The sequence below is a fragment of the Sphingobium salicis subsp. salicis genome (assembly GCF_049472635.1).
Taxonomy (GTDB): domain Bacteria; phylum Pseudomonadota; class Alphaproteobacteria; order Sphingomonadales; family Sphingomonadaceae; genus Sphingobium; species Sphingobium yanoikuyae_A.
Genome location: NZ_JAYRCS010000001.1, coordinates 213,274 through 239,658 on the forward strand (window position 1 = coordinate 213,274; position 26,385 = coordinate 239,658).

Genomic DNA, 26,385 nt, shown 5'->3' on the forward strand with positions numbered 1-26,385 from the left:
GATCAGGGAGCGCTGCCTTCACCCGGCCTGCCCCCCTGCTGGTGGGACAAGCCGGGTGCGTAGGGCGGTTCAGCCCTTGGCCTTGGTGGCCGCGATATAGGCTTGGACCTGTTCGCCCAGCACGTCGAGCGGCAGGGCGCCATTGGCCAGCACCACTTCATGGAAGTCGCGAATGTCGAACTTGGGACCGAGCGCCTGTTCGGCGTCCTTGCGCAGCTGGGCGATGCGGATCTGGCCGATCATGTAGCTGGTCGCCTGACCCGGATTGTTGATGTAGCGATCGACTTCCTTGACGATGTCGCGTTCCGACAGGGGCGCATTGTCGCGGAAATACTGGATCGCCTGTTCGCGCGTCCAGCGCTTGGCATGCAGGCCGGTGTCGGTGACCAGGCGGATCGCGCGCCACATCTGCAGCGAGAGCATGCCGAATTCCGAATAGGGATCCTGATAAGCGCCCATTTCCTTGGCCAGGCGCTCGTTATAGAGGCCCCAACCTTCGGTATAGGCGCCATAATAGCCGAAGCGGCGGAATTTGGGCAGGTCGGGCAGTTCCTGCGCGCGGGCGATCTGGAAATGATGGCCCGGCGCGCCTTCATGATGGGCGATCGCCGCGACCTGGGGCTTCTGCACCTGATTCATGTCGGCAAGGTTGACGTAGAAGATGCCGGGGCGCGATCCGTCGGGCGCGGGCTGGTTGTAGAAGGCGACCGAGGCGGTTTCCTGGCGCCAGGCCTCGACCGCGCGCACCTCCAGCTTCGCCTTGGGCAGGACGCGGAAGAAGCGCGGCGCGGCATCCATGGTCTGGGCGATGGCGGCGCGGGCGTCCGCCAGATAGGCTTCGCGGCCGGCGGCATCATTGGGATATTTGAACTTGGGATCGGTGCGCAGCGCCTGGAAGAAATCGGTCAGTGATCCGGCAAAGCCGATCCGCGCCTTCACCGCCTCCATTTCCGCCCGGATCGCCTTCACCTGATCGAGGCCGATCTGGTGGATCTGATCGGCGTTGAGGCTGGTGGTGGTGTAGAAGGCGAGGCGGGCATTATAATAGGCCTCGCCACCCGGCAGGCTCCAGGCGCCGTCATTGCCCTTGGCCTTGGGTTCGATCGCATCGAGCGTGGCGAACAGGGTCTGGAAGCCTTTGGCGAAGGGGCCGGTCAACGCCGCCTGTGCGTCCGCGATCAGCTTGGCCTTCTCAGCATCCGATGCCTTGAGCGCGCCGACCTTCTTCTTGAAATCGGCGAACAGGGTCGAGTCCGGCCCCTGATCGAAGGGCGCGCCGCTGATCACCTTCTTCGCGTCTGCGCGGGCGGGGGCGAACACCATCTTGGGCGGGACGATGCCCTGCGCCGCCTGATCGCGCATCTTGGTCGCGACCTCGTTCATCACCCGCTCGCTGTCGCGCAGGCGGGCGATATAGGCCTGGGCATCGGCGACGCTGTCGACGCGATGCTCGTTGATCAGGAAGACCGGGATGTTGCCCGCGGGGCTGCCATTGGTGGACACGGGGAAGGCATATTTGGCGAAGGGTGCCTGCTGCTTGGCTGTCGCCACCTGTGCCTCGAACAGGCGATAGCTGAGGCGCGCGGAGGGGCCGAGCCGTTCGGGCGAGAAGCGGCGATGCAATTCGGCCAACTGCTGCTCCTGCAGCGCCAGGCTGCGGGCGTCGGCCCGTTCGCTATAATCGTCCAGCTTGCCATAGTCGGTCTTGAGGCCAAGGCTGGTCATCGATTCCGGGCTGAGCGCCAGTTGCTGGTCGAACGCCTGGTCGAGGAAGGCGAGCAGTGCCTTGTCTTCCTGTGCGGTCGCCGAGGCGGGCGCAGCGGTAGGCGCCTGGGCCAGGATCGGGGCGGAGGCGCCGAGGGCAAGGAGCAGCGCGAGCGAGATACGGACGGTCATGGCAATTCCTGTCGCGAATAGGGGTGGACAGGGAGAGACAGGCGCGCGGGCGCCAAGTCAAGCCGGGCCTTGCGAAAGCGATCGCTTTTCCGGGGCTTGGGTAGCTCTCCTCGAAGCCTCTGGACAGGCCGTGCCTTTCTGCCATCTATTTTGCGCGCGACAATCAAAGGTTGAGCGGGGGTAGGGCGATGGCGATCAGTCTCAAGGTCAATGGACAGACACGATCGGTGGAGGCCGATCCGGCCAAGCCTTTGCTGTGGGCGCTGCGCGAGGATCTGGACATGGTCGGCACCAAGTTCGGTTGTGGCGCGGGGCTGTGCGGCGCCTGCACCGTGCATATCGACGGCAGCCCGGCGCGCGCCTGCCAGACGCCGATCGGCGAGGCGCAGGGCATGGCGATCACCACGATCGAGGCGGTGGCGCAGAGCGATGCGGGCAAGCGGATATCGGACGCCTGGGTCAAGCTGGACGTGCCGCAATGCGGCTATTGCCAGGCCGGGCAGATCATGAGCGCGAGCGCGCTGCTGGCGACCACGCCCGATCCCAGTGACGAGGATATTGACGCGGCGATGATGGGCAATCTTTGCCGCTGCTCCACCTATGTTCGCATCCGCGCCGCGATCAAGGATGCGGCCAGAGCGGGAGCGAAGGCATGAACGCGCCGATCCTGTCGCGCCGCCGCTTCCTGAGCGCCTCGCTGGTTGCGGGCGGTGGCTTGCTGTTCGACCTCAACATTCCGCTGGCCGGCGCGGCCGAGGGCGCGCCGCAGATATTGACCGCCTTCGTGCGCATCCTGCCCGACAATCGCGTCATCATCGGCGCGAAAAATGCCGAGATCGGGCAGGGCGCCAAGACCATGCTGCCGATGCTGATCGCCGAGGAACTGGACGTCGACTGGGCGCAGGTGACGATCGAGCAGACCCATGCCGACCAGAAGATATTCGGCGGGCAGAGCGCGGGTGGCAGTCGCACGACGCCGCGCGAATGGCTGCCGACGCGCAAGGCCGGTGCCGCCGCGCGCGCGATGCTGGTCGCGGCGGCGGCGCAGCAATGGGGCGTGGCGCCCGCGGCATTGAAGACCGGCAGCGGCAAGGTGAGCGATCCCGCATCGGGCAAGAGCATCAGCTATGCCGCGCTCGCCGTCGCCGCGGCGCGGCAGCCCGCGCCCGATCCGGCGACATTGACGCTAAAAGACCCGAAGGATTTCCGCATCATCGGCCAGTCGATCGGCGGCGTCGATACGCCCGCGATCGTTGCGGGCAAGCCGCTGTTCGGGATCGATTTCAAGCTGCCCGGCATGCTCTACGCCGTGCTGGAAACCTGCCCGGCCTTTGGCGGGACGTTCCAATCGGCCAATCTGGACGAAGTGAAGGCACTGCCGGGCGTGGCCCATGTGCTGACGATCAAGGGCGACGGCACGCCGGAATCCTTGTTCGACGGCGTCGCCATCCTGTCGTCAAGCTGGTGGAGCGCCAACCAGGCGCGCGAGGCGCTGAAGATCGAATGGGACATGGGCGCGGTGAGCGGCTTTTCGACCGAGGGCTATGCCGCGCAGGCGGCCGAACGGCTGAAGGGCAAGGCCGATGGCGACATCGTCCGCGCCGGGGATGTGGATGCCGCCTTTGCCGGGGCGGCAAAGACAGTCAGCGCGCAATATGATTATCCCTTCCTGGCGCATGGCACGCTGGAGCCGCAGAATTGCACCGCCCTGTTCAAGGATGGCGCGATCGAGATCTGGGCGCCGACGCAGAATCCGGAAAGCGGGCGCGGGCTGGTGGCCAAGGCGCTGAACCTGCCGCCGGAAAAGATCCGCATCAATTTCACCCGCATCGGTGGCGGCTTCGGCCGGCGGCTGATGAACGATTATATGGTGCAGGCAGCGGCGATCGCGGCGCAATTGCCCGGCGTGCCGGTGAAGCTGCTCTATAACCGGCAGCAGGACATCCAGCGCGACTTCTACCGCCCGGCCGGCTGGCACGGGTTTCGCGCGGCGCTGGACAAGGGCAGGAAAATGACCGCCTTTCACGATCATTTCGTGACCTTCGGCAAGGACGGCAAGCCGGTGCGCTCGGCCGAGATGCCGGCGACCGAAATTCCCGCCGGCCTGATCGACACCGTGCTGCTGGAACAGAGTTTCCTTGCCACCAACATGCCGACCGGTTGGCTGCGCGCGCCCGGCTCCAACGCGCTGGCCTTCGTCACCCAGGCTTTCCTGGACGAAGTGGCGCAGGCGGCGGGCAAGGATCTGCCGACTTTGATGCTGGAATTGCTGGGCGAACCGCGCGAATTGCCGCGCGGCCCCAATGCGCCGCCCTTCGTCACCGGCCGCGCCAGGGGCGTGATCGAGAAGGTGGTGGTGATGAGCGGTTGGGCCGATCGCGGGAAATTACCCAAGGGACGGGGCAAGGGCTTTGCCTTTTACTATAGCCATATGGGCTATTTCGCCGAGGTGCTGGAGGTGGCGCTGGTCGACGGCATGCCGAAGGTCGCGACCGTGTGGGTCGCGGGCGATGTCGGTAGCCAGATCATCAACCCGATGAATGCGCTGCACCAGGCGCAGGGGTCGGTGATCGAGGGGCTGGGCCAGGCACTGGCCGGGCAGAAGATCACGCAGGTGGCCGGTGCGGTTGAACAGGCCAATTTCGACACCCATCCGTTGCAGCGCATCCCCGATACGCCGCAGATCATCGTCGAGTTCGTGAAGACCGATTATCCCCCGACCGGCATGGGCGAGCCGGCGCTGCCACCGGTGATCCCGGCGCTGGTCAACGCGCTGCACGCCGCCACCGGCAAGCGCATCCGCACCCTGCCGATCGTGCCGGAGATGTTCGCCTGAACCCTGTTTTCCGACCCCCTCTTTACTTGGTCTGAAAAATCTTGATGATCGTCAAGAATCTGATGGCGGATCGACATGGCGTCATCCGTCATGCCGGTCAGAGGGGCAAAAAAGCCCCCGCCTGAGATTGGGCCGCGTCCAGGGCAAAAGACCGGACGCCAAAGGGGGACATCAGGGTGAAGCAGCTTCCGGTGAAGTTCGGTCTGTTGGCGTTGTTCTCTGCGTCGGTTGTGCTGGCCCAAGGGGGTAGCGGGGCGGATGGCGGTTCCGACGGCGCCACGATGAAGGAGACGGAGGAGGGCATCCCCGTCACCGATCCGCTGGTCCAGGAAAAATGCGGCAGCTGTCATGCGCCCGATGCCAAGGGCAACCTGTCCCGCATCAGTTGGGTGCGCACCACGCCGGAGGGCTGGGCGCAGGCGATCAAGCGGATGGTGCGCCTCAATGGCCTCCCCATCACCCCCGAGGAATCGCGCGCGGTCATCAAGTCGCTCTCTGCCTCGCACGGGCTGGCGCCGGAGGAGGCGCGGCCGGTCATGTATCTGCCCGAAAAGCGGATCATCGACGAAGTGATGCCCAACGAGACGATGCGCGGCGCCTGCGCCAGTTGCCATGCCTTTGCCCAGCCCCTGTCCTGGCGCCGGTCGAAGCTGGAATGGAAGACGCTGCAGGATCTGCATGTTGCCCTCTATTCGCAGGCGGATGCCCAATATCGCCGCCCGGCCGAGGATAGCGAGCAGCCCGCCGGCCGCGACCCCAAGGACAAGATGACGCGCGGCGAATATGCGCTGACCTATTTGCCCAAGGTGGCAGGGCTGCATACGCCCGAATGGGCCGCCTGGAGCTCGCGCCTGCGCGCGCCGCGGCTGGCGGGCGACTGGCTGGTGGTGGCGTCGGTGCCGGGGCAGGGGCGCTTCGTCGGCACGATGACGGTGGCACCGGGCGCGGCGGCCGACGAGTTCAAGACCAGCGCGTCGCTCACCTCGCTCGCCAACGGCGCGACCATCAGCCGCAGTGGCACCGGCCTTGTCTATTCCGGCTATAGCTGGCGCGGCTCGTCCAGGGGCGGCGCGACGCCGGGGAAACCCGATGACCTGGGCAGTCCGGCGCGCGAGACGATGTGGTTCGCGCCCGACCAGCAGCGCGCCGAAGGGCGCTGGTTCTGGGGCGAATATCAGGAATTCGGCTATGACGTGAAACTGGTCCGCGCGACCGCCGCGCCGGCCATATTGGCGGTGACGCCGGGCGCGGTGAAGGCCGGGGCGAAGGGCGTTGATGTCACCATCTGGGGCCATAATCTGCCGGCGTCTCTGGCGGCGGCGGACGTCGACCTGGGCGCGGGTGTCACCGTCGCCAGGGTCGTGTCGGCGACGCCGGGCAAGGCGGTGCTGAGCGTCGATGTCACAGATGGTGCGGCGGCTGGCCAGCGCGATGTCGGCATTGGCGGCGCGGTGCTGGAAAAGGCGTTCCCGGTCTATCGCAAGGTCGATTATCTCAAGGTCACGCCGGAAACGAGCCTGGCGCGGCTGGGCGGCACCAAGTTCGCCAAGGGATACCAGCAGTTCGAGGCGATCGGTTACGATAATGGTCTGGATGGCAAGCCGAACACTGGCGACGATGTCGCGATCGGCCCGGTCGACGCGACCTGGTCGATGCAGGAATTCATGTCGGTCTATTATGATGACGACATGAAATATGTCGGGGCCTTGAGCCCCACCGCCTTCTTCACGCCGGGGCTGGAAGGCCCCAATCCCGAACGTCGGTTCAGCCGCAACAATTATGGCGAGGTCTGGGTCGTCGCCACGGCGAAGGCGGAAAAGGATAAATTCGGCAAGCCCCTGAGTGCTCGGTCCTATCTGGTCGTGACCGTGCCCATGTATCAGCGCTTCGACCAGCCGGAGGTGTCGCGATGACCGTCATGCAGGCCCCCGCCTATCGCCGCGCCGAATATCATGGCTTTGCCGCCGGCGGCAGCGACTTCGTCTATCTGGTGAGCGCCGGCGCTATCTTCGAGATCGATGCGCAGGTGCAGGCCGTGCTCGACCGGCTCGACGGCCGGGAGCTGAGCCATGCCGCGCTGGTCCGCGAACTGGCGGGCGAAGACGGCGACCTGGCCGGGGCGGAGGCGCTGGTGCGGGAGTTGCGCGCGGCGCAGCTGATCCATCTGGGCGCGGCGCCGGTGTCGGTGCCCGAAGCGCCGCCGGCCGATTTCCCGTTGCAGGCGCTGGTGCTCAACATCACCAACCAGTGCAACCTTGCCTGCACCTATTGCTATGAGTTCGGCGCGGACAAGATCGCAACGCCGGCCGGCAAGCCCAAATATATGACGCTGGAGACAGCCAGGGCGTCGGTCGACCTGCTGATCGCCGAAGCGGCCCATCGTCCGTCGGTGCATATCACCTTCTTCGGCGGCGAAACCTTGATGAATTTCAAGCTTCTGCGCGATGTGGTCGATTATGCCAATGGCGCGACGGCGGCAGCGGGCAAGGGGATCACCTATAGCCTCACCACCAATGCCACGCTGCTGACGCCGGAGATCGTCACCTTCCTGTCGGACAACCGGGTCGGCGTGACCGTGTCGATGGACGGTCCGCCGGAGTTGCAGGACAAGCATCGCGTCTACAAGAATGGCAATGGCAGCTATGCGGTGATCGAGCCGCGGCTGCGCACGCTGATCGCCCATCATCGCACCCGTGCCGTCACTGCCCGCGTCACCCTGACCGAGGGCGTGACCGATGTCGTGCGCATCTTCCGGCATCTGAAGGATGATCTGGGCTTTCACGAGGTCGGTTTCGCGCCGGTGACCACGGGGGAGACGCGGGCCTATTCGATCGATGCCGACGGCATGGACAGCGTGCTGGCGCAGTTCAACCTGCTGGCGCAGGAGTGGCTGGAGTTCGCGCTGCGCGGGCAGGTCCATGGCTTCACCAATGTCAGCGAGACGATCAGCGAGCTGATTTCGGGCGTCAACAAATCGCATCCCTGCGGTGCGGGCATGGGGCTGATGGGGGTCAGCCCGTCGGGCGACCTGTCGCCCTGCCACCGCTTCACCGACGCCGACACCCATGTGATGGGCCATGTGTCGAGCGGCATCGACCGGGCCAAGCAGGGCGATTTCCTGAGCCGCGGCCATGTCGGCGCCAAATATGATTGCCAGAGCTGCTGGGCGCGGCCGCTGTGCGCCGGCGGCTGCCACCATGAGGCGTTCGTCCGCTATGGCGACACCGGCCACGCCAATCTCCATTATTGCGACTGGATCCGGCAATGGACCGATACCTGCCTGCATATCTATGGCGAGCTGGCGGTGAAGAACCCCGGCTTCCTGGAGCATTTCGCTGAACGAAAGGGGCTGTCATGAAGCATCTTCGTGCCATCAACAAAAAGGCGCGGCGGATCGACGACGCCGTGACGCAGATGGAGGCGGCGATCGAGGCCGCCGCCGCGTCTGGCGCGACGCCATCCGACATGGAGGAGGATGTCGTCGCCCTGCAACAGGCGCCGCGTCCGCATGTGCCGATGGGCTGCACCCTGTCCTTCTCGCCTGGCTGGGAAGTGGATGCGGGCGGCGGCACGGCGGGGCTGTGCCAGCCGGTCGAGCGCGACATCTATGACTGCTACGTCACCTGCTTCTGGCCGGTGCAGGTGCCCGATCATGTGAACTATTCGCCCGACTGGGCCAGCAACTGCGCCACCGCGACCAAGGACTGGCGAAATCTCGACCTGGTATTCCCATGAGGCGTGCGATGCAGAAACTCCGTTATGTCCTGGCGGCGGGCCTTGCCGCGCTGGCGACCATCCCCACCCATGCGGCGACCCTGTTCATGGGCGCCTATCCCGACGTCCTGCTGGTCTTTGACGAGGGCAAGGGTACGGTGACGCAGAAGATCAAGCTGGACACCGGTCTGCCGACCGCCATGAGCCTGTCGGACGATGGCAAGCGCATCTATGTGTCGACCATCACCACCAGCGGGATCGAGGTGATCGACGCCGCCAGCCGGCAGGTGGTGAGCAAGTTCAGCCTGAACGACGGCCCCAATCGGGTGCGCTTCTATGGCGGCGTTGCGGACCCGGCGGGCCGCTATTTCTACACGATCATCACCAGGATCGACAAGGAAATGGACCGCTACAAGGTCAGCAAGCCGCTCTATGGCGTGGTGGACCTGAAGCTCGGCAAGCTGGTGCGCACCGCCGAGATCGAGAAGGAGGATGAAAAGGCGATCGGCGGCTTTCGCGTCGCTTTCAAGGTGTCGGGCGACGGCAAATATCTCTACGCCTTTGGCGAGAAGGTGATTGTCATCGACACCGCGACATTGAAGGCGACGGACCGCATCGACCTCGCCCGGCCCGAAGGTACGGGGCTGGAGAATGTCGGCTTTGGCGGATCGCTCGAAACGCTGCGGACGCCCGGCCAATATGTGTCGCTGTTCAACGCGGCCGACCCCTATATCCACAGCAAGATGTTCGGCCTGGCCCGGTTCGACCTCAACAGCCGCCAGTTCGACTTCACCCCGATCGGCCCGGCGCCGGCTGCCATGGCGGGCCTGGAAATCACGCCCGACGGCAAGCAGGCCTACACGGTGGTGACCAACGGCACGCTGGGATCGAAACGGTGCGAATTCTGGCACATGGACCTTTCCACCAACGCGGTGGTGGACAAGGCGGAATTCCCCTGCCGATCGCGCTTCCGCTTCGGCATGTCGATGGATGGGGCCAAGCTCTATATCTACGGCGCCAGCTTCGATATCGAGGTCTATGACGCGAAGACGCTGAAGCTGGAAGCCACCTGGGATCTGGGCAATGACGCGACCGGCGCCGGCATGGTGGCGGTGCCGTGACCCGTGCCGGCTGTCCCGACACTCCGATGGCCGTGGCCATCCGGGGCAGCGGGATGGCCGCCAATGCCTGCGCGCATCTGCTCAAAGGGGCGGGGCTTTGCGTCGGACAGGAGCCCGCCCATCGCCCGCCCGTGCCCAGCCTGTTGCTGAGCGAGGCGGCGCTGGCCTTGATGCGCGATCTGTTCGCCCGGCCGGACCTGTTCGCGGATGCCCCGCGCGTGCGCCGCCGGCTGGTCGCCGGGGGCGGCGCGCCGGTGCTGGTGCCGCATGAGGCCGTGCTGGCATCGGAGGAACGGGTGCAGGCCGCGCTTGGGGTGTCGGAGGAAACGCCGATGGCCGCGCCCGATTTCACCATCCACGCCGCGCCGCCGCTGCCGATGGGCGAGCTGCATGTCTTTGGGGAGCGTCACGCCGTCGCCGCCCGTGTGCGGCTGCGCGATCCGGCCTGCCGTGAAGAAGGGCGGGTCGAGGCGGTCGAGAGCGGCTGGCTGTTCCTGGTGCCGGCGAACGGGGGCGAGGGCTGGCTGCTGGGCGTCGGTGGCGAAATCGACGCGCTGCTGGCACAGAGCCGGCTGATCGCGCCGGTTGTCGATCCGATCGGGGGATCGTCGCGCCCCTTTCTCGCCGCGCCGCGGCTGCATCTGCCGCTGGTCGGCGACGACTGGCTGGCCTGTGGCACCGCGGCGATCGGCTTCGATCCGATCTGCGGCGACGGCACCGCCCAGTCGGTGCGCGAGGCGATATTGGCCAGCGCGGTGCTGACGGGCATCGCGCAAGGCGGCGACCGGGCTGCGCTGCTCGGCCATTATCAGGCGATGCTGATCGCGGCGATGCGCCGGCATCTGCTGCTCTGTGCCCAATTTTACGCCGATGGCGGCCGGGGCGAGTGGTGGCGCACCCAGCATGAGGCGCTGATGCAGGGGCATCACTGGTGTACCGGGCTGCTGGCTAAGCTGCCCGAGCCGCAATATGCGCTGCACGGCCTGCGGCTGGTGCCGCGGCGGGCGGCGGCATGAGCGCGCCTGCACCGGTCGCTGAATGGCGCAGCTATCGCCGGCTACTCCCCTATATCCGGCCCTATCGGCGCGGGCTGCTGCTGGTGCTGGCGATCAGTGTTCTGTCGACCGCGCTCGGTCTCGCCCAACCCTATCTGTCCAAGCTGATGATCGATCAGGCGCTGCTGCAGCGGGACATGGGCGCGCTGTGGCGGATCGCCGGCATCATGATTACGGTCACGATACTGGGGTTCGGCGTCAACATCCTCGCGAGCTATCGCTATGTCCGGCTGTCGGCGGCGATGCTCTATGACATGCGCGCCGCGCTGCTGCGTCACCTCCAGACGCTGTCGCCGCGCTTCTATGCCAGTTTCCGGCTGGGCGACCTAGTCTCGCGGATGAACAGCGATGTGAGCGACGTGCAGCGGATCGCGTCCGACACCCTGCTCTCGGTGGTCAGCAACCTGCTCTTCTTCATCGGCTGCGTCGCGATGATGCTCTGGCTCGACTGGCGGCTGTTCCTGGTCGGCGTGCTGCTGGTGCCCGCCAGCCTCGTGGCCTTCACTCATTATCAGCGGCGGCTGACCGCGCTGACCCGCGACATGCGGGAACGGGGCGCGGATCTGGGCAGCCTGCTGGTCGATACGGTGATGGGGATGCGCGTCGTCACCGCGCTGCGCGCCGGCGAGTATGAGGTCGGGCGCTTCAAGGCGAAGAATGACGCCTTTGTCGGCGCGATGCTGCGGATGCAGGTCGCCTCCTACATGACCGGGGCGCTGCCGGGCACGCTGATGACTGGGGCGACCTCCGCCGTGATCCTCTATGGCGGCTGGCGGATCATCGAGGGCGACATGAGCATCGGCACGCTCGTCGCCTTCATGACCTATCATATGCGGCTCTTGTCGCCGATCCAGACGTTGATGGGGCTGACGTCGGGACTGGCATCGGCGCGGGTGTCGCTAGGGCGGATCTTCGAATTGTTCGATACAAGGCCCGATGTCGAGGAGCGCGCCGATGCCGCGCCGATCGGCCGGGTGCGCGGCGACATCCGCTTCGAACAGGTGGCGATGCGCTATGATCGCGATCCGGTGCTGCGTGACATGGACCTGACCATATCCGCCGGCAGCATCTGCGCGATCCTGGGGCCGAGCGGCGTCGGCAAGTCGACCATGGCCGACCTGATGGTGCGGCATGCCGATCCGACCGGCGGGCGCCTGTTGCTCGACGGGCATGATCTGCGCGACTTGCGGCTCGACGACCTGCGGCGCGAGGTGATGCTGGTCGACCAGTCGCCCTGGCTGTTCAATGACAGTATCGCCGCCAATATCGGCTTTGCCCTGCCGGATGTGCGCATCGAGGATATCGAGGCCGCCGCCCATGCCGCCGGGCTGGACGCGTTCCTGGCGCGCCTGCCCGAGGGGCTGGACACCCGCACCGGCGAGCGCGGGCTGGCACTGTCGGCGGGTGAGCGGCAGCGCATCGTCATCGCCCGCGCGCTGCTGCGCCGGCCATCGGTGCTGATCCTGGACGAACCGACATCGGCGTTGGATGGCGAGACCGAGGCACTGGTGGCGCAGCGGCTGCGCGGTGCGCTACCGCAAGCGACGATCATTCTCATCACCCACAAGCCGGCCCTGGCGCGGATCGCCGACCGGATCGTGACGATCATCGACGGGCAGGCGCAGGTGGCGCAACAGCCCGAGCCGGCTCATGCCTGATCTGCCGCCTGATGCGCTGCGCATCGCCGTGATCGACAGCGGCGTCCATCCCGATCATCCCCATATCGATGCCGCTCGGCTGTTGCCCGGCTATGCCATTGCCAGGGATGGGCGTGACAGCGAAGCTGACACAGGTGACCGGCTTGGCCATGGCACCGCCGTGACCGCCGCGATCCAGGATCAGGCGCCCGATGCGCTCTGCCTGCCGATCCGGGTGTTTCATGATGCGCTCAGCACCACGGCGCGGGCGCTGGTCGCGGCGATCGACCGGGCGGTGGCGGCACGGGTGGACCTCATCAACCTCAGCCTCGGCACGGTCAATCCGGCCCATGGCGAGGCGTTCGCGTCAGCGGCGGATCGTGCGCTGGCGGCCGGCATCCTGATCGTGGCGGCGCGCGATAATGACGGCACGCCCTGCTATCCCGGTAGTCTGGATATGGTGCTGGGCGTCAGCCTCGACTGGGATTGTCCGCGTGACGATTTTCGACTGCGGGCGGGGCTGGCCTTCGCGTCGGGCCATCCCCGGCCGATCCCCGGCGTGCCCCAGCGCCGCAATCTCCATGGTGTCAGTTTCGCTGTCGCCAACATGACCGGCCTGATCGCGCGGCAGGGGCGGGCGGGGCTGGCCCGCTGGATGCCGGCCGGCGCCCGCGCAGAGGCAGGTTGATCAGACGCCCGGTTCGCTGAGCGCAATATCCATGTCGGCAAAGGCCAGGCGCAGCAGTTCGGCCATGGCGTTGCGCGCGGCGGCCGTATCGCGCGCGGCGATGGCGCGATGCACCGCCTGATGATCGGGCAGGGGATCGCGCGGCAACAGCTTCTTGCGATGCTTGAAGGTGGTGGTCCAGCTGACCGCCGCGCCGACCGAACTGGCCAGTGCCTCCAGCGCGTCATTATGGGTGGAGGCGAGGATCGCATTGTGGAAACGCTGGTCGGCGGCGCGCCCCTCGGGCGTGGACAGGCCATAGCGTTCCATCTCGGCCAGCGCCGCGTCCATGATCGCCAGCTGATCGTCGGTGCGGCGGCGCGCGGCAAATTCGGCGGCGGCCGGCTCGATCACGCCGCGCAGCTCGAACAGGTCGCGGATGAAGGCGCGGTCGGGTTCGCCGGCGAACATCCAGGCGAGCATTTCGGGGTCGAGCACGTTCCAGCGTGCACGCGGCAGGACGCGGGTGCCGGCCTTGGGGCGGCTTTCCAGCATGCCCTTGGCGATCAGGATGCGGATCGCCTCGCGATAGGCGGTGCGCGATACGCCAAGGCGTTCCGACGCCTCGATCTCGCCCTCGAACAGGTCGCCGGGCTTGTGCTTGCCGGTCAGGATGGCGGTGCCCATGTCGCGGGCGATCGCCTGATGAATGCGGAGCGAGCCTTCGTCCGACGCGAACTTGCGTTCCGGTCCGTCCTTGCGCTCGCTCCCCATTCTACCTCCGTTGAATTTAGTCCTCAAAATCAGCCGTAGGACAATGCCGGCCACAAAGGAAGGCATCGGCCACCAGGCGCAGCGGTGCGGTGTCGGCGTCGATCGCCTTGTCCGCCACCAGCCCGACGAAGCGCCGATACATGGTCGGATATTCCTCGTCCGGCGCCTTCAACTGGACTTCGCCGTCCAGCGTCAGCGTGTTGCCGCCTTCGGACAGGAGCAGCTTGCCATTGCTGGTTTCGACCGCGATGTCCCAGGTCTGGGGACCGGTCTGGCGCCAGTCGAACACGGTATCGATCGGCGCACCCGAAGCGGTCGCCATCGCCAGCGTGGCGCCGATCGGCGCCTGCTTGTTGGACGGCACTTCCAGTTCGGCCGACAGCAGGGTGATCGGCTCGGCAACGATTTCGGTCAGGATCGACAGGGCGTTGATGCCCGGATCGAACACGCCAAAGCCGCCCGCTTCCCAGATCCAGGGCTGGCCCGGATGCCAGTGACGGACATCCTCGCGCCACTGGATCGAGATGCGCTCGACCGTGCGCGATGCCATCCACTCCTTGGCCTGGGCGACGGCGGCGGCATAGCGGCTGTGCCAGCTGGCATAGAGGGTGACGCCATTCGCCTTGGCCAGTGCGATCAGCGCATCCACTTCCGACACGGTCGCGCCCGGCGGCTTTTCCAGGAAGACATGCTTGCCGGCCAGGATCGCCTGACGGGCCGCCTGATAGCGGACCTGCGGCGGCTGGCACAGGATGACGGCGTCCATGTCGGGCTCGCCCGCCAGCATCGCGCCGAGATCGGGATAATTGTTCACCCCTTCGCCCTGCGCGTTGCGGCTGGCGACGGCGACCAGATCGATGCCGTCGATCTTGGCGATCGCGGGCAGATGCTGGTCGCGGGCGATCTTGCCCAGGCCTACGAGGCCGGCCTTGATGCTCATAGCGCCTTTACCTTGGTCTTGCCCTCGTCCGCTGCGCGCGTGAGGCCATTGCGGACCGGCAGGGTGAAGGGCTTGGCCTCGACCTCGAACACATCGCCTTCCTGCGTGGCGAAGCCATCGGAGAAGGAGAGGGTGGCGGTGCCGAAGAAATGGACATGAATGTCGCCGGGACGGCGGAACAGACCATATTTGAAATGATGATGCTCCAGGTTCGCGATCGTGTGCGACATGTTGGTCTCACCCGACAGGAACGGCTTTTCCCACACCGTCTCGCCATTGCGGACGATGCGGCTGGTGCCGCGCAGATCCTGCGGCAGGTCGCCCAGCAGCAGTTCCGGGCCGAGCGAGGCCTGGCGCAGCTTGGAGTGGGCGAGCCACAGATAATTGCCGCGTTCGGTGATGTGATCGGAAAATTCATTGCCGATCGCAAAGCCCAGGCGGACCGGCGTGCCGTCGGCGTCGATCAGGTAGATGCCGGCAACTTCGGGCTCCTCGCCACCATCCTCGGCAAAGGCCGGCATGGTGAAGTCCTGGCCCGGATCGACCAGGATCTGGCCGTCGCCCTTGTAGAACCATTCAGGCTGCGCGCCGATGCCGTCATCGGCGGGCTTGCCGCCCTCGACGCCCATCAGGAACATGCGCATGCTATCGGTCAGGTCGCCCGAGGTGGCGGCCTTGTGCATCTTGTCGCGGCCTTCGGCCGAGCCGAGATGGGTCGGCCCGGTGCCGGCGACCAGCAGATGCGCCGCATCCTCATGGTCGATCGGCGACAGCAGGGCGACGGTGGACAGGTCCACCGTATCGCCCAGCTTGCCTGCCGCAAAGGCGGCCAGGCCCTGGCCCGCCGCGATCGCGTCCAGCGCCAGCTGGCGGGTGGAGCTTGCGCCCGTCACCCGCTTCGCCGCGCCGGTCTGGTCGAGGGCAGCGACGCCGCGCGCGCCACCCTCGTTGAACTGAACCAGCGAAATGACGGTCACTGCGCCAGCTCCAGCTTGCCTTCCATGCGGCGGTTGAGCTTCCAGGGGTTGGCCGCCTGCAGCGCCGGCGGCAGCACGGCGTCGACGACGTCCTGATAGCAGACCGGGCGCAGGAAGCGCATCATGGCCAGCGTGCCGACCGAGGTGGTGCGGCCGTCCGAGGTCGACGGGAAGGGACCGCCATGGACCATGGCATGGGTCACTTCGACGCCGGTCGGCCAGCCATTGGCAAGCACGCGGCCGACCTTGCGCGACAGCGTCGGCAGCAGCTTGGCGGCATTGTCATTGTCGCTTTCGTCCATCTGCAGCGTGGCGGTCAGCTGACCTTCCATCTGGGCGATGGTGGCGATCACTTCCTCGATCGTGGCGCACTTCACCAGGATCGACGAGGAACCGAACACTTCATGCGACAGCGCCGGGTTGGTGCGGAACTGTTCGCCGCTGGTGGCGAACAAGGCCGACTGGGCCAGGTTCACGCCTTCGGCTTCGGCGCCGCGCGCCACGGTGGTGACGCCTTCCGCGCCGGCCAGTGCCTCGACGCCCTTTTCATAGGCGGCGTGGATGCCCGGCGTCAGCATGACATGGGGCTGGTTGGCCGACAGGGCCGTTGCCGCCGAAGCGACGAAGCGGTCGAGATCGGGGCTGTCGAGCGCGATCACCATGCCGGGGTTGGTGCAGAACTGGCCAGCGAAGAGGCTCAGCGAACCGACGAAGGCAGTGCCCAGCGCTTCGGCGCGGGCCGCGAGGGCGCCCGGCAGCAGCACGACCGGGTTGATCGACGACATTTCCGAATAGACCGGGATCGGCTCTTCGCGGTTGGCGGCGATCTTCATCAGCGCAATGCCGCCGCCGCGCGAACCGGTGAAGCCGACCGCCTTGATGCGGGGATCGGCGACCAGCGCGCCGCCCAGATCATTGGTGGTGCCGGGCAGGTAGGAGAAGACGCCTTCATGCAGGCCGCTGGCCTTGACCGCGGCGGCAATGGCGCGGGCGACCAGTTCGCCGGTGCCGGGGTGGGCCGGGTGGCCCTTCACGACGACCGGGCAGCCGGCGGCGAAGGCCGATGCGGTGTCACCACCCGCGACCGAGAAGGCGAGCGGGAAGTTGGACGCGCCGAACACGGCGACCGGGCCGACGGCATGGTTGACGCGGCGCAGGTCGCTGCGGGGCAGCGGGGTGCGTTCCGGCAGCGCCTTGTCGATGGTGACGTCGAGCCAGTCGCCCTGGCGGACATAGGAAGCGAACAGGCGCAGCTGGCCGACGGTGCGGCCACGCTCGCCCTCCAGGCGGCCACGCGGCAGGCCGGTTTCGCTCATGGCGGTGGTGATCAGCAGGTCGCCGATTTCCATGATCTGGTCGGCCACGGCTTCCAGGAAGGCCGCGCGGGTTTCGGGAGACAGGGTCGAGAAGCCCTCGAACGCGCTGTCGGCCAGCGCGCAGGCGTCGGCGACATCGGCGGTCGAGGCGTTGTGGAAGGCGACGTCGCCCTTGGCGCCGGTCGACGGATCGACCGCGAAGAAGGGCTCACCACCGGTGCGCTCGGCAGCACCGACCAGAATGGCTCCGTTGAACATGGATATCTCCCGAAATGTCGTGGAAAGGGGGTAATATTTGCCGGAACGGCGCGCCCATCAGATGGGGACGAGGGGACGCAATTTCGAGCATCGCTGCACGGAAATTACGTCCTGTTGCCTCCTTTGAATGACGCGCCGTTGACGGCTCTGATGATTAATGGTTGTCGCGCGGCAGGCCCATGGTCTGGGCGATGCGCTGATATTTCTCCGCGCCTTCCAGGATCGCGCCGGTGTTCATCTGACCGACGACCGACCGCTGGATTTCCTGCCAGGGGGTCTGCGAGGCGGGGTATTTGTAGCCACCATCGGCAACCAGCTTGGCCCGGCGGGCTTCCAGTTCCTCGTCGGAAATCAGAACGTTCACCACGCCCTTCTTCAGGTCCATGCGGACGCGGTCGCCGGTTTCCAGCAGCGCGAGGCCGCCCATCGCCGCCGCTTCGGGCGAAGCGTTGAGGATCGAGGGGCTGCCCGACGTGCCCGACTGACGGCCATCGCCGATGCAGGGCAGGGCGGACACGCCTTCGGTGATCAGATAGGCCGGCGGACGCATGTTCACGACCTCGGCCGCGCCGGGATAGCCGATCGGGCCGGCGCCACGCATGAACAGCAAAGTGTCGGCGGTGATGCCGACCGACGGATCGTCGATGCGGTGGTGATAATCTTCCGGACCGTCGAACACGACCGCCGGGCCTTCAAAGGCTTCGGGATCGTCGGGGTTCGACAAATAGCGCATGCGGAATTCTTCGCTGATGACGCTGGTCTTCATGACCGCTTCGTCGAACAGGTTGCCGGTCAGCACCAGGAAGCCGGCTTCCTGCTTGAGCGGCTGGCCGAAGGGACGGATGACCTTTTCATCCTCGATCTCCACGCCCTTGCAATTCTCGCCCATGGTCTTGCCATTGACGGTCATCGCGCCTTCCTTGATCAGGCCCTGGTCGATCAGCTGGCTGATGACGGCGGGCAGGCCGCCGGCGCGGTAATAATCCTCGCCCAGATATTCGCCGGCCGGCTGCATGTTGACCAGCAGCGGCACCTTGTGACCGACGGTTTCCCAATCCTTGAGCGGCAGGTCGACGCCCATGTGGCGGGCGATGGCGGCCAGGTGGATCGGCGCGTTGGTCGACCCGCCGATCGCCGAGTTGGCGACGATGGCGTTGTGGAAGGCGTCGAGCGTCATGATGTCGGAGGGCTTCAAGTCCTCATGCACCATTTCGACGATGCGCTTGCCGGTACGATAGGCGGCTTCCTGGCGGTCGCGATAGGGGGCGGGGATCGCCGCGCTGCCCGGCAGCATCATGCCCAGCGCTTCGGCGAGGGCGTTCATGGTGCTGGCGGTGCCCATGGTGTTGCAGAAGCCGGTCGAGGGAGCCGACGAGGCGACCAGCTTGATGAAGCCTTCATCGTCGATCTTGCCGGCGGCCAGCAGCTGGCGGCCATGCCAGACGATCGTGCCCGAACCGGTGCGCTCGCCCTTGTGCCAGCCATTGAGCATCGGGCCGACCGACAAAGCGATCGCCGGGATGTTGACGGTGGCGGCGGCCATCAGCAGCGCCGGGGTGGTCTTGTCGCAGCCGCTGGTCAGGATCACGCCGTCGAGCGGATAGCCATACATGGCTTCGACCAGGCCCAGATAGGCGAGGTTGCGGTCAAGGCCGGCGGTCGGGCGCTTGCCGGTTTCCTGGATCGGGTGGACCGGGAATTCGAGCGCGATGCCGCCCATTTCGCGGATGCCTTCGCGCATGCGCTCGGCCAGCACGAGGTGATGACGGTTGCAGGGCGACAGGTCGCTGCCGGTCTGGGCGATGCCGATGATCGGCTTGCCGCTGCGCAGTTCCTCAAGGCTGAGGCCGAAGTTCAGGTAGCGCTCCAGATAGAGCGAGGTCATGTCGATATTGTCTGGGTTGTCGAACCAGGCGCGGCTACGCAGCTTGGGAGTAGGCTTGGACGAATCGCTCATGTGGGCATCCTGACACTTTGAAAAGGCTTGGCACGTTGACGCGCTTGCCTCTCCGATATACTCAGACAAATAACTTTTCAAGGATACAAAGAGAAGGAAAGTGCGGTTGAACGCGAAAAATCGGGCGGGTCATCGATGAGCGAATATGCAGTGATCGGTGACTGGGGCACCAGCAATCTGCGGCTGTTCCGGGTGGAAGCGGGGCGGATCGTGGCGCGCCGCGACGGGCCGGGCATCGGCGTGGTCGGCCGCGAGGCGGAAGCCGCCTTTGCCGAGACGATCGCCCCCTGGCTGGAGGACGGCCTGCCGACATCGATCCGCCTGTGTGGCATGGTCGGCGCGCGCGACGGCTGGGTCGAGGCACCCTATGCCGATTGTCCCGCCGATGCCGATAGCTGGGCGGCGGTTGCCGTGCGCTTCGACTGGCGCGGCGCGCCGCTGGCGATCATGGCGGGCCTGGCCTGCACCGACGCCGATGGCATTGCCGATGTGATGCGCGGTGAAGAGGCGCAGATTTTCGGCGCGATGGCGCTCGATCCCCGGCTCGCCACCGGCCGTCACCTGATCGTGCTGCCCGGCACCCACAGCAAATGGACGCTGGTGGAGGATGGCCGGGTGATCCGCTTCCGCACTGTGCCGACCGGCGAACTGTTCGCGTTGCTGCGCGATCGTTCGACGCTCAGCCCCAATATCGCCGCCGCCGATGCCGATCCGGCGGAGGAAGCGGCCGGTTTCGCCGAAGGGCTGGAGCGGGCCGGCGCGGGCCGGCTGCTTGCCTCGCTGTTCGCGGCGCGGGCGATGCGGCTGCGCGCCGGGCGCTCGGCCGATTGGGCGCTGGGCTATCTGTCGGGCCTCGTCATTGGCTGCGAGATCGCCGAAGCGCGGGCCGCTTTGGCCGGCGACACCGGCGTCGTCTTGATTGGTGACGCGCGGCTTTCGGATCGCTATGCCCGTGCCCTCGATGCGCAGGGCATCGCTTCGCAATCGCTGGACGGCGACGCCTGTGCGCGGGCTGGCCTTGGCTTTCTGGAGAACTGACCGATGATCCTCGACGACCTGCTGGCCGACGGCGCGCCGCCGATCGCCGCCATTCTGCGTGGCGTAAAGCCTGAAGAGGCGCTCGATATCGCCGCCGCCCTGGTGGAAGCCGGCATCCGCGTGATCGAGGTGCCGTTCAATTCGCCCGATCCCCTGGTCAGCATCGCCGCGATGCAGCAGGCCTTTGGCGATCGCGCGCTGATCGGCGGCGGTACGGTGCTGACGGTCGAGGCGGTCGAGGCGCTGGCGGGCGCGGGCGGCCGCATCATGGTGACGCCCAATACCGTTCCCGACGTCATCGCGCGCGGCGCGGAACTCGGCCTTGAACTGCTGCCCGGCTTCATGACGCCGAGCGAGGCGTTCCGCGCGGTCGAGGCCGGCGCGCGCCGGGTGAAGCTGTTCCCCGCCGCTCAGCTCGGCCCGGCCTATGTCAAGGCGGTCAAGGATGTGCTGCCTAAGCATGTCGGCGTCTGGGCCGTGGGCGGCACCGGCGCGGACACGATCGGCGACTGGCTCGCCGGTGGCTGCGAAGGGATCGGCGTGGGCGGCGCGCTCTATCGTCCGGGCGACGATGCGCTGACCGTGCGCGCACGCGCGGTCGATCTGGTCGCCGCCTGGCAGCGCGCCAAGGCCTGACCTTTTTACTGGACCGGGCTTTCCACCCGGTCCAGCATATCGCGGATCTTCTCGCCCAGCGCCCTGTAGGTGAAGGGCTTGGTCAGCAGTTCGACCCCCGGATCGAGCCGGCCATGATGGATGATCGCGTTGCGGGCGTAGCCGGTGGTGAACAGCACGCGCAGCCCCGGCTGCTTCGCCTTGGCGGCGCGGGCAATGTCCGCCCCGGTCATGCCACCGGGCAGCACCACGTCGGTGAACAGCAGGTCGATCGGCTCGGCCGCGGCATCCAGCGCGGCGAGGGCGGTCGGGCCATCGCCCGCCTCGATCACGCGATAGCCCAGGTCGCGCAGCACCTCGACCGAATAGGCGCGGACATTCTCGTCATCCTCGCACACCAGGATCACCTCCTGCCCGGCCTGCGGGCAGGGCGGGGGCGGCGCCTGCACGATCTCCTCGGCCACCGGCAGCAGGCCATGATAGCGCGGCAAATAGATTTTCACCGTGGTGCCATGGCCGGCCTCCGAATAGACCCGGACATGGCCGCCCGACTGCTTGACGAAGCCATAGACCATCGACAGGCCAAGGCCGGTGCCGCGTCCGACATCCTTGGTGGTGAAGAAGGGTTCGATCGCGTGGGACAATGTGTCGGCATCCATGCCCATGCCGGTGTCAGACACGCAGATCAGCACATATTGGCCGGGCGTGATTTCCTGCTCGGTCGCGGCATAATGGCTGTCTAAATGGGTGTTGGCGACCTCGATCGTCAGCTTGCCGCCCTGCGGCATCGCGTCGCGCGCATTGACCGCCAGGTTGAGCAGCGCATTTTCCATCTGGTTGACGTCGATCTCGACCGGCCAGACCCGTGGGCTCTGCACCGTCTCCACCTCGATCATCTCGCCCAGCGTCCGGTGTAGCAGGTCCGACATGCCGGCGATCAGCCGGTTGGGATCGACCCGGTCGGGGGCCAGGGGCTGGCGACGGGAGAAAGCGAGCAGCCGCTGGGTCAGTATCGCCGCCCGTTCGGCCCCGGCCATGGCATTGTCGGCGGCGCGGCGCAGGCGCGGCTGGTCGTCGGGCAGGGCGCGTTGCAGCAGGTCCAGATTGCCGGTGACGATCTGCAGCAGATTGTTGAAATCATGCGCGACACCGCCAGTAAGTTGGCCCAGCGTCTCCATCTTCTGCGCCTGGCGCAACGCGGCTTCGGTTTCGGCCAGGGCCTGGGCGTCGGCGCGGTGCCGGGTCACGTCGCGGGCGACGCAATAGATGAGGTCCCCCTCGGGCACGGCCGTCCAGCTGAAGATGCGATAATCGCCCCGCTTGGTGCGGAACCGGTTTTCGAACCGCATGGTCGGATGACCATCGGCCAGATCCTGCACCTCGCCGCGCGTCCGCTTCACATCGTCGGGATGCTCCATCCATTCCGATGTGCGGCCGATCAGTTCCTCCTGCGACCAGCCCAATATGTCGGTCCAGGCGGGGCTGGCGGACAGCCAGATGCCATTGCTGTCGGCGATCAGGAAGGGGTCGCGCGCCAGCGCCCAGAGGCGGTTGCGGTCGGCCCGCGCCTCGCGCTCGGCCAGCACGCGCACCGTGGTTTCGCTGACGATGCACAGCACGCCGCCGATCGACCCATCCAGTTCGAACACCGGCGAATAGGAAATGTCGAAAAAGACCTCCTCGCCCCGGCCGCCGTCGCGCTCGATATAGAAAGGACGGTCCTTGGCATGGAAGGTTTCGCCCGTGTCCCGCACCGATTGCAGCAGCGGGCCAAGATCATCCCACAGCTCCGCCCAGCCTTCGCGGGCCGGGCGGCCAAGCACGCGCGGATGCTTGTCGCCGATCGTGGGGGCATAGGCTTCATTATAGAGGGCGCAATAATCCGGCCCCCAGAACAGCACGATCTCCGCGCGCGACGACAGCATCAGCCGCACCGTCGAGACGAGCGATGGCGACCAGTCCGCCGCCGGCCCCAGAGGCGAGGATGCGTCGATCGTCGCGGTCAGGGCGCCCATCGGCCCCTGTTCGGCGATCATGTCGGCAATGTCCCTCTGCTGGCTCATCATAACCCTGTCGTTGCAATGCGTTGGTGGGAGACGCCCGTGCGCCGATTTGTATCCCCCGGCGATGGCAGCCCCATGACCTTTTGTCCCAGTCCGTGCCTCTTGAATAGGGGGCGGCATGGGCGCATGGACCGGGCATGACACGTTCTTCCCCGACCGCGTTCAGCGCGGCTCCGCGTCCCGTTGCCATTGCCCGCTGGCTGCTCATCGTGGCGGCGCTGGTCTTCTGCATGGTGGTGGTGGGCGGCATCACGCGCCTTACCGAATCCGGCCTGTCGATCACCCAGTGGAAGCCGATCACCGGCGCGATCCCGCCCTTGACCCACGACCAGTGGATGGAGGCGTTTCGCGACTATCAGCAGATCCCCGAATATAAGGAGATCAACAAGGGCATGAGCCTGGCGGCCTTCCAGTTCATCTTCTTCTGGGAATGGCTGCACCGGCTGCTCGGCCGCCTGATCGGCGTCGCCTTTGCCCTGCCGCTGATCTGGTTCGCGGCGCGCCGGGCTATCCCGGCCGGCTATGGCTGGCGGCTGGTTGCGCTGCTGGCGCTGGGCGGGTTGCAGGGCGCGATCGGCTGGTGGATGGTGAAGTCCGGTCTGTCGGTGCGCACCGATGTCAGCCATTATCGGCTGGCCGTGCATCTGCTGACCGCGCTCTTCATCATCGGCGGGCTGATCTGGACCGCGCTCGACCTGCTGGCGCTGGCACGCAATCCCTATTCCCGGCCCGCCGCGCTGCAGCCCTTTGCGCTGGCGACCCTGCTGGTGCTGCTGGTCCAGCTGATGTTCGGCGCCTTCACCGCCGGCCTCGACGCCGGCTATGTCTCCAGCACCTGGCCGCTGATGAACGACCATCTGGTGCCCGAAGGCATCCAATGGCTCGGCTCGCTCTGGGCTACCGTCTCCAGCGATCCCTATTTGGTCCATTTCATCCACCGCTGGTGGGCCTGGGTTGCGGCGGCGATGCTGATCATCCTGGCGCGCAAGGCCAAGGCGGCGGGCCATCGCGGCGCGTCGATCGCGATCAATGCGGCGGTCGGCACGCAGGTGCTGCTGGGCATCGCCACCGTTATCAGCGGCATCGCGCTGCCGCTGGCCGTGCTGCACCAGGCGGTCGGCGCGCTGGTGGTGGCCTCGGCCGCCTGGGGCGCCCATGCGGTGGGATCGCGCCGGGCATGAGCCCTGAGCGGAACGAGTTCGTGCTGGTCTACAGCCTGTTCGGATCGGCCGAGCAGGCGCGCGCCGTCGCCCGCACGCTGGTCGAAGAGAGGCTGGCCGCCTGCGCCAATATCCTTGGCCCCTGCACATCCATCTATGAATGGCAGGGGAAGGTGGAGGAAGGCGCCGAAGTCCCGGTCCTGTTCAAGGCCAGCACCGACCGGCGCGACGCGCTGATGGCGCGGATCGCGCAGTTGCACGACTATGATGTGCCGGCGATCCTGGCGCTGCCGGTCGATGCTGCCCATCCGCCCTTTGCCGCCTGGGTCGCGGAGCAACTGGCATGAAGCGGGCGATCGCCTTCCTGTCGCTGGCGCTCGCCTCGCCGGCGCTGGCCGCCCCGATCGCGATCGGCTTCGCGCCGCCGACCGGGCAGGATCTGCTCTATCGCATCGAACAGCATAAGCCGGTCGACGGGCGCGACAGCCTGTTCCGGGCCGACCGGATATTGCGCTTCGAAAAGGCAGGGGACGGTTACATCCTGCATGTCACGCTGCGCAGCCTGGACAGCGATGCGCCCGGTGCGGGTGCTGATGCCTATCGCGCGGCCCTCTCGCCGCTGATCGGGGTGGAGCATCGCTTCCGCCTCGATGCCCATGGCAAGATTGTCAGCCTCGACAATATCGATGATGTCCGCGCGGCGATGGAAAAGGCGCTCAATGCCATGGTGGCAAAGGCGCCGGAGGGCAGTGCGGGGCAGCGCACGGCGAAGAATGTCCTGACCCTGCTGGATGGTCTCACGCCCGAGGGACGGCTGGCGCTGCTGTCGGGCGAGGTGCAGCCGTTGCTGCTGTTCGTTGACAGCGAAGTTGACGATGCCAGGCCGCGTGGCGTGCGCACCATGGCCGGCCCGCCACTGGGCCGGGCTGTCGCGGTGGAGGGCGAGTCCACCGTTGCCGCCCATGACGGCAACCGCCTGACCTTGCAGGAGGATCTGCAGGGGGAGGGTTCCCATGTCACGATGCGCTATATCGTGTCGGCGCAGACGGGACTGGTCGATGCGCAGGAGCGCAGGCTGACCCTGGGCGCCCAGACGCTGACCGAAAAGCGGAGCCTGACCGTCGCCGGCAAGTGAGTGGTATTATTTTACCCGTCGTGAAAGCCGCCGAATCTCTTGACTTGTCGGCCCCCAAACGTCATTAGCGCCCATCTTCCGGCGACCCTAGGGTAGCTGGTTCACTGTTCATTCTTGGAGAATTGGCACCATGAAGGCGCTGATGAAGACCACCAAGCCGGCAACCCCGGCAACGGTCGAAAAGAAGTGGATCCTGATCGACGCCGAAGGGCTGGTCGTGGGTCGTCTCGCTTCGACTGTGGCGAATATCCTGCGCGGCAAGCACAAGCCGAGCTTCACCCCCCATGTCGATTGCGGTGACAATGTCATCATCATCAACGCGGGCAAGGTCAAGTTCACCGGCCGCAAGCTGACCGACAAGGTTTACTACAAGCACACCGGTTATGCCGGCGGTATCAAGGAAACCACCCCCCAGAAGATCCTGGAAGGTCGTTTCCCCGAGCGCGTCCTGGAAAAGGCCGTCGAGCGTATGATCCCCCGTGGTCCGCTGGGCCGCCAGCAGATGCGCAACCTGCGCATCTTCGCCGGCACCGAGCATCCGCATGAAGCCCAGAACCCCGAAGTGCTCGACTTCGCGTCGCGCAACCGCAAGAACAAGGTGGGTGCATAATGTCCGATAACCGTCAGTCCCTGTCCGACCTCGCGTCGCTGGCCACTGCCGCTCCTGCCGCTGCCCCGGCTGCCGTCGAAGGCGAAGCGCCCGTCGCTGCCGCGCCGGTCCAGCCCTCGGCTCCGCTGCGCGCCCAGGAAATCGACGGCCTCGGCCGCGCCTATGCCACCGGCCGCCGCAAGGACGCCGTGGCCCGCGTGTGGGTGAAGCCCGGCACCGGCAAGATCACGGTCAACGGCCGTGACCAGGAAGTCTATTTCGCTCGCCCGACCCTGCGTTTGGTCATCAACCAGCCCTTCGGCGTCACCGACCGTGAAGGTCAGTATGACGTGATCGCTACCGTCAAGGGCGGCGGTCTGTCGGGCCAGGCCGGTGCTGTGAAGCACGGCATTGCCCAGGCTCTGTCGAAGTATGAGCCGGCGCTGCGCAGCGCGGTCAAGGCCGAAGGCTTCCTGACCCGCGACAGCCGCGTCGTCGAGCGTAAGAAGTACGGCAAGGCCAAGGCCCGCCGCAGCTTCCAGTTCTCGAAGCGCTAATCTGGAAGCTGGGCTTAACCAGCTGGAAATCAAGGAAAAAGGGGTCAGAAATGGCCCCTTTTTTCTTTACACGCAGCTTA

The 26,385-nt window shown here is 66.5% G+C and carries 23 protein-coding genes; 16 read left to right on the top strand and 7 right to left on the bottom strand.

What is annotated here, in order from left to right; translation table 11 throughout:
• Positions 1–69: 69 nt before the first annotated feature.
• Positions 70–1,896, bottom strand: coding sequence for a DUF885 domain-containing protein (locus tag VHN57_RS01035; protein ID WP_423282365.1), 1,827 nt, complete (start codon positions 1,894–1,896; stop codon positions 70–72).
• A gap of 188 nt (positions 1,897–2,084) precedes the next feature.
• Here VHN57_RS01035 and VHN57_RS01040 point away from each other — a divergent pair, with 188 nt between their 5' ends.
• The 9 genes from VHN57_RS01040 (at position 2,085) to qhpE (ending at position 12,947) form a co-directional block, all read left to right on the top strand.
• Positions 2,085–2,552, top strand: a complete 468-nt coding sequence (locus VHN57_RS01040; RefSeq protein ID WP_048938979.1) for a (2Fe-2S)-binding protein — start codon at positions 2,085–2,087, stop codon at positions 2,550–2,552.
• The gene (locus VHN57_RS01045) at positions 2,549–4,732 is read left to right on the top strand and encodes a xanthine dehydrogenase family protein molybdopterin-binding subunit (protein WP_423282367.1); all 2,184 of its coding nucleotides are present in this window, start codon (positions 2,549–2,551) and stop codon (positions 4,730–4,732) included. Before VHN57_RS01040 ends, VHN57_RS01045 begins: the two co-directional genes overlap by 4 nt.
• 176 nt (positions 4,733–4,908) lie before the next feature.
• Entirely contained in the window at positions 4,909–6,645 is a 1,737-nt protein-coding gene (peaA, locus tag VHN57_RS01050; RefSeq protein WP_278986098.1) for a quinohemoprotein amine dehydrogenase subunit alpha, read from the top strand.
• On the top strand, positions 6,642–8,090 hold the full coding sequence (peaB, locus tag VHN57_RS01055) for a quinohemoprotein amine dehydrogenase maturation protein (protein ID WP_278986099.1): 1,449 nt from the start codon (positions 6,642–6,644) through the stop codon (positions 8,088–8,090). Before peaA ends, peaB begins: the two co-directional genes overlap by 4 nt.
• Positions 8,087–8,467 (top strand): quinohemoprotein amine dehydrogenase subunit gamma, encoded by a 381-nt coding sequence (gene qhpC / locus VHN57_RS01060; RefSeq protein ID WP_017501471.1) that lies wholly within the window; start codon positions 8,087–8,089, stop codon positions 8,465–8,467. Before peaB ends, qhpC begins: the two co-directional genes overlap by 4 nt.
• 8 nt (positions 8,468–8,475) lie before the next feature.
• The gene (locus VHN57_RS01065) at positions 8,476–9,567 is read left to right on the top strand and encodes a YncE family protein (protein WP_278986101.1); all 1,092 of its coding nucleotides are present in this window, start codon (positions 8,476–8,478) and stop codon (positions 9,565–9,567) included.
• Positions 9,564–10,583, top strand: coding sequence for a hypothetical protein (locus VHN57_RS01070; RefSeq protein WP_423282371.1), 1,020 nt, complete (start codon positions 9,564–9,566; stop codon positions 10,581–10,583). Before VHN57_RS01065 ends, VHN57_RS01070 begins: the two co-directional genes overlap by 4 nt.
• On the top strand, positions 10,580–12,280 hold the full coding sequence (locus VHN57_RS01075; protein ID WP_423282373.1) for an ABC transporter ATP-binding protein: 1,701 nt from the start codon (positions 10,580–10,582) through the stop codon (positions 12,278–12,280). Before VHN57_RS01070 ends, VHN57_RS01075 begins: the two co-directional genes overlap by 4 nt.
• Positions 12,273–12,947: a subtilisin-like serine protease QhpE gene (qhpE, locus tag VHN57_RS01080; RefSeq protein ID WP_278986285.1), complete on the top strand. Its 675-nt coding sequence runs from the start codon at positions 12,273–12,275 to the stop codon at positions 12,945–12,947. Before VHN57_RS01075 ends, qhpE begins: the two co-directional genes overlap by 8 nt.
• On the opposite strand, the gene VHN57_RS01085 is transcribed toward qhpE, so the two are convergent.
• The 5 genes from VHN57_RS01085 to VHN57_RS01105 form a co-directional block, all read right to left on the bottom strand.
• Positions 12,948–13,700 carry a FadR/GntR family transcriptional regulator gene (locus VHN57_RS01085; RefSeq protein WP_278986286.1) on the bottom strand — a complete coding sequence of 251 codons (753 nt, stop codon included), beginning with the start codon at positions 13,698–13,700 and terminating at the stop codon, positions 12,948–12,950.
• Positions 13,701–13,716: 16 nt separating this feature from the next.
• Complete coding sequence (locus VHN57_RS01090; RefSeq protein WP_278986288.1) at positions 13,717–14,640, bottom strand: Gfo/Idh/MocA family protein; 924 nt, start codon at positions 14,638–14,640, stop codon at positions 13,717–13,719.
• Positions 14,637–15,617 carry an AraD1 family protein gene (gene araD1, locus VHN57_RS01095; RefSeq protein WP_423282375.1) on the bottom strand — a complete coding sequence of 327 codons (981 nt, stop codon included), beginning with the start codon at positions 15,615–15,617 and terminating at the stop codon, positions 14,637–14,639. Before araD1 ends, VHN57_RS01090 begins: the two co-directional genes overlap by 4 nt.
• Positions 15,614–17,191, bottom strand: coding sequence for an aldehyde dehydrogenase (NADP(+)) (locus VHN57_RS01100; protein ID WP_097382389.1), 1,578 nt, complete (start codon positions 17,189–17,191; stop codon positions 15,614–15,616). The genes araD1 and VHN57_RS01100 overlap by 4 nt, the downstream gene beginning before the upstream one ends.
• 154 nt (positions 17,192–17,345) lie before the next feature.
• Positions 17,346–19,148, bottom strand: a complete 1,803-nt coding sequence (locus tag VHN57_RS01105; protein ID WP_278986292.1) for an IlvD/Edd family dehydratase — start codon at positions 19,146–19,148, stop codon at positions 17,346–17,348.
• A 135-nt stretch (positions 19,149–19,283) separates the two neighbouring features.
• Here VHN57_RS01105 and VHN57_RS01110 point away from each other — a divergent pair, with 135 nt between their 5' ends.
• Positions 19,284–20,186, top strand: coding sequence for a 2-dehydro-3-deoxygalactonokinase (locus VHN57_RS01110; protein WP_278986294.1), 903 nt, complete (start codon positions 19,284–19,286; stop codon positions 20,184–20,186).
• 3 nt (positions 20,187–20,189) lie between these two features.
• Positions 20,190–20,822: a 2-dehydro-3-deoxy-6-phosphogalactonate aldolase gene (locus VHN57_RS01115; RefSeq protein ID WP_278986296.1), complete on the top strand. Its 633-nt coding sequence runs from the start codon at positions 20,190–20,192 to the stop codon at positions 20,820–20,822.
• A 5-nt stretch (positions 20,823–20,827) separates the two neighbouring features.
• On the opposite strand, the gene VHN57_RS01120 is transcribed toward VHN57_RS01115, so the two are convergent.
• Positions 20,828–22,867, bottom strand: a complete 2,040-nt coding sequence (locus VHN57_RS01120; protein ID WP_423282379.1) for a hybrid sensor histidine kinase/response regulator — start codon at positions 22,865–22,867, stop codon at positions 20,828–20,830.
• A 134-nt stretch (positions 22,868–23,001) separates the two neighbouring features.
• Here VHN57_RS01120 and VHN57_RS01125 point away from each other — a divergent pair, with 134 nt between their 5' ends.
• From VHN57_RS01125 to rpsI, 5 genes are all read left to right on the top strand, one after another.
• Positions 23,002–24,045 carry a COX15/CtaA family protein gene (locus VHN57_RS01125; RefSeq protein WP_278986299.1) on the top strand — a complete coding sequence of 348 codons (1,044 nt, stop codon included), beginning with the start codon at positions 23,002–23,004 and terminating at the stop codon, positions 24,043–24,045.
• Positions 24,042–24,371: a divalent-cation tolerance protein CutA gene (gene cutA / locus VHN57_RS01130; protein WP_278986301.1), complete on the top strand. Its 330-nt coding sequence runs from the start codon at positions 24,042–24,044 to the stop codon at positions 24,369–24,371. The genes VHN57_RS01125 and cutA overlap by 4 nt, the downstream gene beginning before the upstream one ends.
• The gene (locus tag VHN57_RS01135) at positions 24,368–25,159 is read left to right on the top strand and encodes a hypothetical protein (RefSeq protein WP_423282382.1); all 792 of its coding nucleotides are present in this window, start codon (positions 24,368–24,370) and stop codon (positions 25,157–25,159) included. The genes cutA and VHN57_RS01135 overlap by 4 nt, the downstream gene beginning before the upstream one ends.
• A 130-nt stretch (positions 25,160–25,289) precedes the next feature.
• The gene (gene rplM, locus VHN57_RS01140; RefSeq protein ID WP_004210974.1) at positions 25,290–25,769 is read left to right on the top strand and encodes a 50S ribosomal protein L13; all 480 of its coding nucleotides are present in this window, start codon (positions 25,290–25,292) and stop codon (positions 25,767–25,769) included.
• Positions 25,769–26,305, top strand: coding sequence for a 30S ribosomal protein S9 (gene rpsI / locus VHN57_RS01145; RefSeq protein ID WP_004210975.1), 537 nt, complete (start codon positions 25,769–25,771; stop codon positions 26,303–26,305). The genes rplM and rpsI overlap by 1 nt, the downstream gene beginning before the upstream one ends.
• The last annotated feature ends 80 nt before the right edge of the window (positions 26,306–26,385 follow it).

Excerpts from the sequence above, each read along its gene's own strand:
- VHN57_RS01035 (WP_423282365.1), bottom strand. The coding sequence starts at position 1,896 with ATGACCGTCCGTATCTCGCTCGCGCTGCTCCTTGCCCTCGGCGCCTCC.
- VHN57_RS01040 (WP_048938979.1), top strand. The coding sequence starts at position 2,085 with ATGGCGATCAGTCTCAAGGTCAATGGACAGACACGATCGGTGGAGGCC.
- VHN57_RS01045 (WP_423282367.1), top strand. The coding sequence starts at position 2,549 with ATGAACGCGCCGATCCTGTCGCGCCGCCGCTTCCTGAGCGCCTCGCTG.
- peaB (WP_278986099.1), top strand. The coding sequence starts at position 6,642 with ATGACCGTCATGCAGGCCCCCGCCTATCGCCGCGCCGAATATCATGGC.
- qhpC (WP_017501471.1), top strand. The coding sequence starts at position 8,087 with ATGAAGCATCTTCGTGCCATCAACAAAAAGGCGCGGCGGATCGACGAC.
- VHN57_RS01065 (WP_278986101.1), top strand. The coding sequence starts at position 8,476 with ATGCAGAAACTCCGTTATGTCCTGGCGGCGGGCCTTGCCGCGCTGGCG.
- VHN57_RS01075 (WP_423282373.1), top strand. The coding sequence starts at position 10,580 with ATGAGCGCGCCTGCACCGGTCGCTGAATGGCGCAGCTATCGCCGGCTA.
- qhpE (WP_278986285.1), top strand. The coding sequence starts at position 12,273 with ATGCCTGATCTGCCGCCTGATGCGCTGCGCATCGCCGTGATCGACAGC.
- VHN57_RS01085 (WP_278986286.1), bottom strand. The coding sequence starts at position 13,700 with ATGGGGAGCGAGCGCAAGGACGGACCGGAACGCAAGTTCGCGTCGGAC.
- VHN57_RS01090 (WP_278986288.1), bottom strand. The coding sequence starts at position 14,640 with ATGAGCATCAAGGCCGGCCTCGTAGGCCTGGGCAAGATCGCCCGCGAC.
- VHN57_RS01100 (WP_097382389.1), bottom strand. The coding sequence starts at position 17,191 with ATGTTCAACGGAGCCATTCTGGTCGGTGCTGCCGAGCGCACCGGTGGT.
- VHN57_RS01105 (WP_278986292.1), bottom strand. The coding sequence starts at position 19,148 with ATGAGCGATTCGTCCAAGCCTACTCCCAAGCTGCGTAGCCGCGCCTGG.
- VHN57_RS01110 (WP_278986294.1), top strand. The coding sequence starts at position 19,284 with ATGAGCGAATATGCAGTGATCGGTGACTGGGGCACCAGCAATCTGCGG.
- VHN57_RS01115 (WP_278986296.1), top strand. The coding sequence starts at position 20,190 with ATGATCCTCGACGACCTGCTGGCCGACGGCGCGCCGCCGATCGCCGCC.
- VHN57_RS01120 (WP_423282379.1), bottom strand. The coding sequence starts at position 22,867 with ATGATGAGCCAGCAGAGGGACATTGCCGACATGATCGCCGAACAGGGG.
- VHN57_RS01125 (WP_278986299.1), top strand. The coding sequence starts at position 23,002 with ATGACACGTTCTTCCCCGACCGCGTTCAGCGCGGCTCCGCGTCCCGTT.
- cutA (WP_278986301.1), top strand. The coding sequence starts at position 24,042 with ATGAGCCCTGAGCGGAACGAGTTCGTGCTGGTCTACAGCCTGTTCGGA.
- VHN57_RS01135 (WP_423282382.1), top strand. The coding sequence starts at position 24,368 with ATGAAGCGGGCGATCGCCTTCCTGTCGCTGGCGCTCGCCTCGCCGGCG.
- rplM (WP_004210974.1), top strand. The coding sequence starts at position 25,290 with ATGAAGGCGCTGATGAAGACCACCAAGCCGGCAACCCCGGCAACGGTC.
- rpsI (WP_004210975.1), top strand. The coding sequence starts at position 25,769 with ATGTCCGATAACCGTCAGTCCCTGTCCGACCTCGCGTCGCTGGCCACT.